The following is an 11,659-nucleotide window of genomic DNA, read 5'->3' as shown; positions in this document are numbered from 1 at the left end:
ATCACGTTCCGATCGATCGCCCTCCGACCTTCGACTTCCGGCGACTTCCGGCCCCCGCGGGCCAGCCCGCCCCTGGACCGCGGCTGGGACCCGGCCGCCCTGGAACACGCGCACGCCGGCGCCTTCCTGGACGACGCGGGCGGCTTCGACGCCGCGTTCTTCGGCATCGGGCCCAAGGAGGCCCTGGCGATGGACCCGCAGCACCGCCAGCTCCTCGAACTGGCCTGGGAGGCGCTGGAGCGGGCCGGGCTCCTCCCGGACGACCTGCGCGGCAGCCGTACCGGCGTGTTCGCCGGCGCGATCTACCAGGAGTACGCGCCGCCGCCCGGAACCGTCCCCGCCGACATCGAGGGCCATCTGATGACCGGCAACGCGGCGAGCATCGTCTCCGGCCGGCTCGCGCACACCTTCGGCTTCGAGGGGCCCGCGCTGACCGTCGACACGGCCTGCTCGTCCTCGCTGGTCGCGCTGCACCTGGCCGCCGAGTCGCTGCGCCGCGGCGAGTGCGACCTCGCCCTCGCGGGCGGGGTGACGGTGATGTCCACGCCGCGTGTCTTCTCCGACTTCGCGGCGCAGGGCGGCCTCGCCGCGGACGGCCGCTGCAAGGCCTTCGCCAAGGGCGCGGACGGCACCGGCTTCGGCGAGGGCGCGGGCCTGCTCGTGCTGCAACGCCTCTCCGACGCGCGCCGGGCCGGCCACCCGGTGCTCGCCCTGCTGCCCGGCTCGGCGATCAACTCCGACGGCGCGAGCAACGGCCTGACCGCGCCGAACGGCACCGCCCAGCGCAAGGTGATCGAGGCGGCCCTGCGCACCGCGGGCGTCCCCGCCGCGGCCGTCGACGCGGTCGAGGCGCACGGCACCGGCACGGCCCTCGGCGACCCGATCGAGGCGGGCGCCCTCATCGCCGCCTACGGCGAGGCCCCCGGCCGCACCACCCCGCTCCACCTCGGCTCGGTGAAGTCCAACCTCGGTCACACCCAGGCCGCCGCCGGGGTCGCCGGGGTCATCAAGACCATCCAGGCCCTGCGCCACCGCGTCCTGCCCGCCACCCTGCACGCCGACGACTGGTCCGAGTTCGTGGACTGGCCACGGGACCGCGTCACCCTGCTCGACACGGCCCGCCCCTGGCCCGCCCCCGCCGACGGGCCACGCCGCGCCGGAGTCTCCTCGTTCGGCATCAGCGGCACCAACGCCCATGTACTGGTCGAGGAGTTCACGCAGGACGACACCGCCGAGGAGGCCGTGGCGCGGGAACCGGCGGCTGACGTAAGGGAGTCGGACGTGCCGGCCGCGTCCGCCGGGCAGGACCTGGTCTGGCCGCTGTCCGGCAAGAGCGCCGACGCCGTGAGGGCGCAGGCGCGGCGGCTGCGGGCGCTGCTCGCCGAGCGGCCGGACCTGGACCCGGCCGCCGTGGCCCGCTCGCTCGTCCGGCACCGCACCGCCTTCCGCCACCGGGCCGCCGCGGTCGGCGCCGACCCCGCCGAACTCGGCCGCGCGCTCGACGCGCTCGCCGCCGGCTCGGCGCCGGTCACCGCCGCCCGGCCCGCACCCCGGGTGGCGTTCGTCTTCAGCGGGCAGGGCACCCAACGGGTCGGCATGGGCGCGGAGTTGTACGCCCGGTTCCCGGTGTACGCCGAGACGTTCGACGCCGTGTGCGTCGCCCTGGACACGGCACGCGGCCGCACCGGCGAGGAGCCCGCCCTGCGCGAGGTCGTCCTCGCCGCCGCCGGAAGCCCGCAGGCCGCCCTGCTGGAGCGCACCGAGTACACCCAGCCCGCGCTGTTCGCCGTGCAGACGGCGCTCGCCCGGCTCGCCGAGTGGTACGGGCTGGTCCCGGCCGCGCTGCTCGGGCACTCCATCGGCGAGCTGACCGCCGCGCACGTCGGCGGGGCGCTGGACCTGGCCGCCGCCGCCCGCCTCGTCGTCGTCCGCGCCCGCGCCATGCAGGCCGCACCCGAGGGCGGGGCCATGGTCTCGATCCGGGCCGAGGAGGCGGCGGTCCGGGACTCGCTCGCGGACGCCGGGGGAGCGGTGGACATCGCCGCGGTCAACGGCCCCCGCTCGACCGTCGTCTCCGGCGACGCCGACGCCGTACGCCGCCTCGCCGCCGCCTGGCGGGCCCGAGGGGTGCGCACCAAGACGCTCAAGGTCAGCCACGCCTTCCACTCCCCGCACATGGCCCCCGCGCTGGCCGCGATCGACGCCGCCGCGGCCCCACTCACCGTCGCCGAACCCCGTGTCCCGCTCGTCGCCGGCCGCACCGGCGCCGTCGCCGACCGGGCGGACCTCGCCGACCCGGGACGCTGGTCCGCCCAGGTGCGCGACGCCGTCCGCTTCCACGACGGCGTCCGCACCCTGGACGGCCTGGGGATCGACACCTTCGTGGAGATCGGCCCCGACACCACCATGACCGGGCTGATCGCCGACTGCCTCGCCGACCGCGGCGACGCCGTCGCCACCGTCCCGCTGATCCGCCGCCCCGCCGCCGAGGCGCGCTCCGTCGTCCAGGCGGTCGCCCAGGCGCACTGCCGGGGCGTACGCGTCGACTTCGGCCGGCTGCTCGGCCCCGGCCCCGCCGCCGACCCCGGCGAGCTGCCCGTGTACCCGTTCCGGCACCGCTCCTACTGGCTGCCCCGCACCCCCGCGCCCACCGGCCCGGCGACACCGGTCGCCCCCGGCCCGCTCGCCCCCGAGGACGAGGTGTGCGTCCTCCTGCCGCTGCACGAGGTCCCCGAGGAGGAGCGCTACGGCATCGTCCTCGCCCACGTCCTCGACGCGGTCGCCGCCGCGCTCGGCAACACGCCCGCCGAGATCGACCCCGCCGACGACCTCACCGGCATCGGCGTCACCTCCTTCGGCGCCCTGGAGATCGCGGGCCGGCTGAGCCGTGAGACCGGCGCCGAACTGCGCCCCGCCGTCGTCCTGGAACACCGCACCGCGCACGAACTGACCACGCACCTGGTCGAGTCGATCGTCCCCCGCACCCCGGAGACCGCCCGATGACCACCACCCCCGCGCTGGACGCCCTGCGCGCCCTGCACCGCGACGGCGGCCTCGCCCGCCACTTCGACCGAGTGGCCCCGCTGCTGGCGGCGCTGGACCGCGCCGACCTCGCCCGCGCCGCCCGCCTCCTGGCCCGCACCGACCTCGCCGAGGCCCGCGCCCACCACCCCGGCCTGCCCGCCGTGACCGTCGCCCTGACCGGCGCCGGCACCCTGGACGCCCTGCGGACCGCGCTCGTCGCCGAACTGGCCCGGCACGGCTTCCTGCCCGAGGTACGGCTCACCGACTACGGCTCCTACGTCTTCGAACTCGGCGACGCGGACAGCTCTTTGCACACCGAACCCGCCGACGTGACCGTGTGCGTCCTGGACCACACGACGGTCTTCGACGAGGTGCCGCTGCCCTTCACCGCCGAGGACGTCGCCGACGCCCTGCGCCGCAAACTCGCCCTCTGGCGCGCCCTCGCGACCGGCTTCACGGCCCGCGCCTCCGGCACCCTGGTCCTCAACACGCTGCCCCTGCCGAGGAACCAGCAGGCCCAGCTGCTCGACCTGCCCTCCCGCGCGAAGCTCGGCGCGGAGTGGCGCAGGGCCAACGCGGAACTGCTCGGCCTGAGTTACGCACAGGAGACCCCCGGCCTCGTCGTGCTCGACGTCGACCCGCTGCTCGGCGACCCGCTGGAACTGGCCGACCCCCGCTTCGACGCCTACGCCGGCGCCCACCTCTCCGACGCCTTCCTCGCCTCCTACGCCCGTGAACTCGGCCATCTGGTAAGGGCGGTGAGCGGCAGGGCCAAGAAGGTGCTGGCGGTGGACCTGGACGAGACGCTGTGGGGCGGGGTCCTCGGCGACGACGGGGTGGAGGGCATCGAGGTGGCCCACGGCCGCCGCGGCGAGGCCTTCCACCGCTTCCAGGGCGTCGTACGGCAGCTCCAGTCGCAGGGCGTGCTCCTCGCGGCGGTCACCAAGAACGACCGGGAGACGGTGCTGGCCGCGCTGCGCGACCACCCCGACCTGCGGGTGCGGGAGGAGGACTTCGTGCGCGTCCTGGCCGGGTGGCAGCCCAAGCCCGACTCCCTGCGCACCCTGGCCGCCGGGCTCAACCTGGGCGGCGACAGCGTGGTGTTCGCCGACGACAACCCGGCCGAGTGCGCGGCGGTGACCGCGGAACTGCCCGAGACCACGGTCGTCCCGCTGGACGGCGACCCGGCGCTGCACGTGACCCGGCTGCTCGCGGACGGCTGGTTCACCGCCACCGCGGTCACCTCGGAGGACCGGGTCCGCACCCGCCGCTACCGGGAGGAGGCGGCCCGCGCGGACTTCCTCTCCGCCGCCGGCAGCGCACGGGAGTTCCTCGCCGGGCTCGGCGTGACGGTCCGGCTCGCCCCGGCGACCGCGGCGCAGATCCCGCGCCTCGCCCAACTGACGCTCCGCACCAATCAGTTCAACCTCACCACCGAACGGCTGTCGGCCGAGGAGGTGCGGGCGCGGGCGACCGGGCCGGGCACCGGCGTGCTGGCGCTCACGTCCGGGGACCGGTTCGGCGACAACGGCGTCGTCGGCGCGGTCTTCCTGCGCGCCGAGGGCCGCGTCCTGCACCTGGACAACATGCTGCTCAGCTGCCGGGTGTTCGCCCGCGGCATCGAGCAGGCCTGCCTGGCGGCGGTGCTGGAGCGGGCCCGCGCGGCGGGTTACGCCGAGGTGCGCGGACGCTACCGGCCGACCGCGAAGAACGCCAAGGTGGCCGGCCTCTACCCGCACCACGGCTTCGACCCCCTGCCCCGGGACGGGGACGGCCAAGAGGAGCCCGGAGCAGCGGAGTTCGCGCACCGCCTGGACCGGCTCCCCGAGGTGCCCGGCCACCTCGTCCTGGACGCGGCCGAGGACCTGGTGCCCGCGGCGGACGAGCCGGCCGCCCCGGCGGACGCCACCGCATTGACAACCTGAGGGTGCCTCGAATTAACTGAGCGGGACAACATGAGGTCGCCTCAGGATAGCGCCCCGGCGCACCCCGGCGACCGCCCGAAGGGGAGGAGGAGATCCCGTTGGCCGAGGGAATCGCGATATCGGTGCACGACACGGTCCCGGTCTGGCGGGGCGACACACCCGGCGACGCGCTGCGCCGCTCGATCGACCTGGCAACGGCGGTGGAGGGCTTCGGCTACCGCCGCTACTGGGTCGCCGAACACCACAGCACCCCGGCCCTCGCCACCTCCAGCCCGGCCGTCCTGGCCGGACCGATCCTGCAGGCCACCCGCACCCTGACCGTGGGCTCCGGCGCGGTGCTGCTCCCCAACCACTCCGCCCTCGTCGTCGCCGAGCAGTTCGGCGTGCTGGCGAGCCTGTACCCCGGCCGCGTGGACCTCGGACTCGGCCGCGCCACGGGCGGCTCGCCCGCCTCCGCCGCCCGGCTCGGCGACCCCCGCCGGCTCGGCTTCGACGCCCAGCTCGCCGAACTCGGCGCCTACTTCGGCGGCGGCCATCAAGGGGTGCGGGCCGTTCCCGAGCCGGAGACCCCGCCCCGGTTCTGGCTCGTCGGCTCCAGCGTCAACAGCGCCGTGCACGGCGGACGGGCCGGACTGCCGTACGTGTACGCTCACGCGATCGTCGGCGGCGGGGCGCCCGAGGCGCTGGCCGCCTACCGCGAGGCGTTCCGCCCCGCCCCAGGCCAGCCCGAGCCGCACGCGTGCGTCGCCGTGATCGCGGTCGCCGCCGACAGCGACGAACGCGCCCACCGGCTCGCCGAGGCGTTCGTGTACGGGCAGATCCTCATGCGCACCGTCGATCCGGAGACCGTGCTGCCGACGGAGGAGGAGGCCGCCGCGCACCGGTTCGACCAGGCCGAACGGAACTTCCTGCGCTCGCGCATCGACCCCCAGTTCGTCGGCTCGCCCGAGCGGATCACCCCCCGCCTCGCCGAGTTCCTCGACCGGACACGGGCCGACGAGCTGTTCGTCCTCACCCAGATACCGGACCACGAGGCCCGGATCAGGTCGTACGAACTCCTCGCGAAGATCACGGCGTCCCTCTGACCCCGGAGCCGCCGGAGCCCACCGGCCGGCGCGCCGGGCCGCCGGAGCCGCGCCGGTTCACCGGGCTCGCCGCCGGAGCCGCGCCGGTTCACCGGGCTCGGGAGCCAGAGGCTCGGAAGTCAGGGGCTCGGAAGTCAGGGGCGGGGCCTCGGAACCACGCTCCAACTTCCGACCCGAACACGAACCCCCGGCCCCGGGCCCCTCGGCTCGGCGCGGCTCCCGCCGCCGACCCCCCTGCTTTCAGCCCCGCTTTAGATCCCCCGTGCACTGTGGCTGGCCGAACGTCATGGCACAAGCGATGGGACGAGCATGCACTCGGCTACACCACGGACACGGACCCACAGACCCGCCGCCCTCGCGGCGGGCGTCACCGCGCTGCTGACGACGCTGGTGACCGCGTGTTCGGCGGGCGGCAGCGGCGACGGCGCCACCGCCGCCGGCGGTCCGCCCCGCGACGGCGGCACCCTGCGGCTGGCCGTCGCCAAGGAACCCGAGTGCCTCGACCCCCACCAGAGCCCCACCGAGGCGGCCCGGCTGCTGTCCCGGCCGATCCTCGACTCCCTGGTGCACCAGACCGCCAAGGGCGCCTTCGAGCCCTGGCTCGCCAAGAGCTGGACGATCTCGCCCGACGGCCGCACCTACACCTTCACCCTCCGCGACGACGTCGCCTTCACCGACGGCGCGAAGTTCGACGCCGCCGCCGTGGTCGCCAACCTGAACCACGTCGTCGCCCCCGCCACCAAGTCCCTGCTCGCCTCCAGCCTCATCTCCGCGTACAAGTCCGCCCGGGCCGTGGACGCCCACACCGCCGAAGTCACCCTGAAACAGCCCGACTCGGGCTTCCTCGGCGCCCTCGCCCTGCCCAACCTCGGCATCGAGTCACCGGCCACCCTCAAGGGCTCCGCCGCCGCGCTCTGCAAGAAGATCGTCGGCACCGGACCGTTCCGCACCACCGGCGGACTCGTCGCGCAGAAGGGCATCGACTACACCAAGAACCCCGCCTACGACTGGGCGCCCAAGTCGGCCGGACACACCGGCCCCGCCCACCTCGACGGCATCAAGGTGCAGATCGTCCCCGACAACGCCTCCCGCTCCGGGGCCCTCACCAGCGGCCAGGTCGACGCCGCCACCGGACTCGACCCCACCAGCACCAAGACCCTGGCGAAGACACCCGGCTTCGCCCTGCACAAGACCAGCTTCCCCGGCGCCAACTACAGCTACTGGCCCAACACCGCCGAAGGCCCGCTCGCCGACGTCTCCGTACGCAAGGCGCTGCGCGCCGGCATCGACTGGTCCACCATCGACCAGCGCGTCAACTTCGGCCAGTACCCCTCCGCGAAGGGCCCGCTGTCCACCACCACCCCCGGCTACGACGGCTCCCAGGCGTCCGCCTACGCCTACGACCCCGCCGAGGCCGCCCGCCTCCTCGACGCCGCCGGCTGGACCGGCCGCGACGCCAAGGGCTACCGCACCAAGAACGGCAAGCGGCTGCGCGTCGAACACCTGTGGTCCGACCCGTCGGTCACCAACCTCGCCGTGCAGATCCAGGCCGCCGCCAAGAAGCTCGGCGTGGAGTTCGTCGAGGAGAACGTCGACGGCGGCACCTTCGTCAAACGCCTGCTCGCCGGCGACTACGACATCATCGACACCAGCTTCTCCTCACCCGGCCCCGACGTGCTGCGCGTCCTGTTCGGCAAGGAGAACATCCCCACCCCCGCCCGCGGCGTCAGCAACAACATGGCCCGCTACGACAACCCGGCCGTCGAGCAGCTGTTCACCCAGGCCCGGCACGCCACCGACCAGAAGGAACAGTTCCGCCTCTACGGCGAGGTGCAGCGGCACATCACCGACGACGCCGCCGTCCTGCCGATCTACTCGCCCGTCTCCACCTTCGCCGCCCGCACCGCCGTCCAGGGCACGGGCTTCACCGCAGACGGCTCCGCCGACCTGTACTCGATATGGCTGGCCTCCTGACCGAGGCGTCCGCTCCCGGCACCACCGCCCGGGAGCGGACCCGCCGGTCCCGACTGCTGAGGCTCGTCCTCGCCCGCGCCGCCGGCTCCGTCGCCGTGCTGTGGGGCGCGGTGACCGTCGCCTTCCTGCTCATCCAGCTCATGCCCGGCAGCACCGTGGACGTCCTCCTCGCCCGCTCCAGCGTCACCCCCCGCGTCCGCGCCGAGATCACCGCCCAATACCACCTGGACGACCCGCTGTTCATCCAGTACCTCAGCTACCTCGGCCGGATCGCGCGCGGCGACTTCGGCGACTCCTACGTGCTGCGCCAGCCCGTGTGGGACGCCGTCGGCGCCCAACTGCCCGACACCCTCGCCCTGATCGCCGCCACGCTCCTGGTCACCGCGGCCGGCTCCGTCGTCCTCGCCGTGCTCGGCGCCAACCGCCGCCGCTGGGTCCAGAGTCTGTTCGCCGGCGTCGAGTCCCTCGTCGTCGCGCTCCCGCCGTTCTGGCTCGGACTGCTCCTGCTGACCGTCTTCTCCTTCACCCTGCACTGGTTCCCCACCGTCGGCGCCTCCGGCCTCGGCGGACTCGTGCTGCCCACCCTCGCGCTCGCCGCCGCGCCCACCGCCGTCGTCGCCCAAGTCCTGCGCGAAGGACTGCTGCGGGCCCTGGACGAACCCTTCGTGACCACCGCCCGGGCCCGCGGGATCGGCGAACTCGCCCTGCGCGTACGGCATGTGCTGCGGCACGCGCTGCTGCCGGCCACCACCCTCATGGGCTGGATCGCCGGCTCCCTGATCGGCGGCTCGGTGATCATCGAGATCGTGTTCTCCCGGCAGGGCGTGGGCCGCCTGGTGCTGTCCGCCGTGCAGGACAAGGACATGCCGGTGGTGATCGCCGTCGTCCTGCTCGCCGCCACCGTCTTCGTCGTCGTCAACATCGTCGTCGACGTGCTCCAGTGGCTGATCGACCCGCGCACCCGCGGCACCGGGAGGCCGGCGTGACCCGACCCCGCATCGGCCTCTGGCTCGGCCTGGCCGTCCTCGCCGTGCTCGCCGCCATGGCCGCCTTCCCGGGCCTGTTCACCGGCGTCGACCCCGACGCGGCCAACGTGAACGCGCTGCTGCGGCCGCCCGGCGGCGGACACTGGCTCGGCACCGACCAGAACGGCCGCGACCTGTACGCGCGGATCGTCTACGGCGCCCGGCCCTCGCTGCTCATCGGCGCCGGCGCGGTCGCGCTGGCCCTCGTCGGCGGCACCCTGGTCGGCGTCGCCGCCGCCCAACTCGGCCGGGTCGCCGACCAGATCATCAGCCGGCTGCTCGACGTCGTCCTGTCCGTACCCGGACTGCTCCTGGTCTTCCTCGTCGTCGCCGTGCTCGGCCCCGGCTCGTCCACCGCCACCATCGGACTCGCCGTCGTCTCCCTGCCCGGCTTCGCTCGGGTCGCCCGCGCCGAGGTGATCTCACTGCGCGGCCGGGCGTACGTCGAGGCCGCCTACGGCTTCGGCTGGAGCCGCCCGCAGGTCGTTCTGCGGCACGTCCTGCCCAACGCGCTCGGCCCGGTGCTGGCCCTGGCCACCGTCTCCCTGGGCGCGATGATCGTGGCCAGCTCCAGCCTCAGCTTCGTCGGGCTCGGCCCCCGGCCGCCCACCGCCGAATGGGGCGCGATGCTGGCCGGCAGCCGCGAGTTCCTCGCCCTCGCCTGGTGGCCGGCCGCCTTCCCCGGCGCCGCCATCACCCTCGCCGTCCTCGCGATCACGACGGTCGGCCGGCACCTCCAGCGCACCGTCGACGGGAGCACCGTATGAGCACCGAGTCCCGCACACCCCCGGCCCCAGCCCCGGTCCCGTCCCCGGCCCCGGACGCCGAGGACGGGGCCGCCACCGAACTCGTCCGGGTCGAGGACCTCACCGTGGGCTTCGGGCGCGGCCGGCGGCGGGTGGAGGCCGTGCGGGGAGTGTCGTTCACCGTACGGCGCGGCGAGATCGTCGCCGTCGTCGGCGAGTCCGGCTCGGGCAAGTCCGTCACCGCCCGCACCCTCGTCGGCCTGGCCGGCGACGGAGCCGACGTACGGGCCGCGACCCTCGCCTTCGACGGCGCCGACCTGCGCCGGCTCGACGCCCGGCGGCTGCGCGCGCTGCGCGGCCGGCGCATCGGCTTCGTCCTCCAGGACGCGCTCGGCTCCCTCGACCCGCTGCGCAAGGTCGGCGCCGAGGTCGCCGAACCCCTGCGCGAACACCGCACCGTCCCACCGGCACAGGTCCGCGACGAGGTCGAACGGCTCCTCGACGCCGCCGGCGTCCCCGACCCCCGCACCCGGGCCGCCCAGTACCCGCACCAGCTCTCCGGCGGACTGCGCCAGCGCGCCCTGATCGCCTCCGCCCTCGCCGCCCGCCCCGACCTCCTGATCGCCGACGAACCCACCACCGCCCTCGACGCCACCGTGCAGCAGCAGATCCTGCGCCTGCTGCGCGCCCGCGCCCGCGAGGGCACCGCCGTCCTGCTCATCAGCCACGACCTCGGCGTCGTCGGCGAACTCGCCGACCGCATCCACGTGATGAAGGACGGACGGTTCGTCGAGGAAGGGCCCGCCGCGCGCATCCTGACCGCACCCCGCCACCCGTACACCCGCGCCCTGGTCGCCGCGGTACCCGGCGAGGAGATCCGCGCCGCGCCCGCACCCGGCCCCGAACTGCTGCGCGCCGACGGCCTGGTCAAGCGCTACCGGCTGCCCGGCCGGCCCGGACTGACCGCCGTGGACGGGGTGTCGCTGACGGTACGCGCCGGCGAAACCCTCGGCGTCGTCGGCGAATCCGGCTCCGGCAAGACCACCGTCGGCCGCATCCTGATGGACCTCGTCGCACCGGACGAAGGACGCGTCGTCTTCGACGGCCGCACCTGGGGCGAACGCACCCGCGCCGAACGGCGCGCGGCCCGCCGCCGTGTCCAGATGATCCACCAGTACCCGCTCGGCTCCTTCGACCCCCGCTACACCGCACGGCAGTTGATCGAGGAACCGCTGCGTGCCGCCCGCGTGCCCCGCGCGGAACGCGCCGACCGGGTCGCCGAACTCCTGGGACACGTCGGCCTCGACCCGGGTGTCCTGGACCGCCGGGCCCGCGACCTGTCCGGCGGCCAGCGGCAGCGGCTGGCCATCGCCCGGGCCCTGGCGCCGCGTCCGGACGTGGTCGTCTGCGACGAACCCGTCTCCGCGCTCGACGCCTCCGTCCAGGCGCAGGTCCTCGACGTCCTGGCCGGCGTCCAGGAACGCCTGGGCGTGGCCTACGTGTTCATCTCCCACGACCTCGGCGTCGTACGGCGGCTCAGCCACCGCGTCGCCGTGATGAAGGACGGCCGGATCGTGGAGGAGGGGACGGCCGAGGAGATCTTCCACACCCCGCGCCACCCGTACACCACCGCGCTCCTCGCCGCGGTGCCGCAGCCGCGGCGGGCGGCGCGAAAGCGGCTCTGAAGCCCGGCTAAACCGCTCTTGCCCGCCGGCCCGGCGGTCAATAGCGTCGGTTCCCTACGACGGTTCACTGCGACTCGACGGCCACGGAAATCCGGTCCTTGCCCCGCCCGGAATTCCCCTGCCTCACGGCGGGAGAAACCGATGGCCGAAGCCCATGAAAGCCCACCAACGAAACCGAGACGAAACCTCCGGCCG

The 11,659-nt window shown here is 74.8% G+C and carries 7 protein-coding genes; all 7 read left to right on the top strand.

Annotated elements, in window-relative coordinates:
* The coding region (locus K7787_RS19065; protein WP_247721058.1) for a type I polyketide synthase at nt 1-3,003 on the top strand (3,003 nt) is incomplete at its 5' end.
* The gene (locus K7787_RS19060; protein ID WP_223002296.1) at nt 3,000-4,949 is read left to right on the top strand and encodes an HAD-IIIC family phosphatase; all 1,950 of its coding nucleotides are present in this window, start codon (nt 3,000-3,002) and stop codon (nt 4,947-4,949) included. The genes K7787_RS19065 and K7787_RS19060, both read left to right, overlap by 4 nt.
* Nucleotides 4,950-5,047: 98 nt before the next feature.
* Nucleotides 5,048-6,034, top strand: coding sequence for an LLM class flavin-dependent oxidoreductase (locus K7787_RS19055; RefSeq protein ID WP_247721057.1), 987 nt, complete (start codon nt 5,048-5,050; stop codon nt 6,032-6,034).
* 309 nt (nt 6,035-6,343) lie between these two features.
* Nucleotides 6,344-8,008: an ABC transporter substrate-binding protein gene (locus K7787_RS19050; RefSeq protein ID WP_247721056.1), complete on the top strand. Its 1,665-nt coding sequence runs from the start codon at nt 6,344-6,346 to the stop codon at nt 8,006-8,008.
* Entirely contained in the window at nt 7,993-8,994 is a 1,002-nt protein-coding gene (locus K7787_RS19045; RefSeq protein WP_223002295.1) for an ABC transporter permease, read from the top strand. Before K7787_RS19050 ends, K7787_RS19045 begins: the two co-directional genes overlap by 16 nt.
* Entirely contained in the window at nt 8,991-9,800 is an 810-nt protein-coding gene (locus K7787_RS19040; RefSeq protein WP_223002294.1) for an ABC transporter permease, read from the top strand. Before K7787_RS19045 ends, K7787_RS19040 begins: the two co-directional genes overlap by 4 nt.
* Complete coding sequence (locus K7787_RS19035) at nt 9,797-11,464, top strand: dipeptide ABC transporter ATP-binding protein (RefSeq protein WP_223002293.1); 1,668 nt, start codon at nt 9,797-9,799, stop codon at nt 11,462-11,464. Before K7787_RS19040 ends, K7787_RS19035 begins: the two co-directional genes overlap by 4 nt.
* Nucleotides 11,465-11,659 lie beyond the last annotated feature (195 nt).

Origin of the sequence: Streptomyces sennicomposti, assembly GCF_019890635.1 — a bacterium.
Classification (GTDB): Bacteria; Actinomycetota; Actinomycetes; order Streptomycetales; family Streptomycetaceae; genus Streptomyces; species Streptomyces sennicomposti.
This window is presented reverse-complemented; position numbering and strand designations above follow the sequence as displayed.

Coding starts and splice junctions, on each gene's coding strand:
- K7787_RS19035 (WP_223002293.1), top strand. CDS start 9,797: ATGAGCACCGAGTCCCGCACACCCCCGGCCCCAGCCCCGGTCCCGTCC.
- K7787_RS19045 (WP_223002295.1), top strand. CDS start 7,993: ATGGCTGGCCTCCTGACCGAGGCGTCCGCTCCCGGCACCACCGCCCGG.
- K7787_RS19060 (WP_223002296.1), top strand. CDS start 3,000: ATGACCACCACCCCCGCGCTGGACGCCCTGCGCGCCCTGCACCGCGAC.
- K7787_RS19050 (WP_247721056.1), top strand. CDS start 6,344: ATGCACTCGGCTACACCACGGACACGGACCCACAGACCCGCCGCCCTC.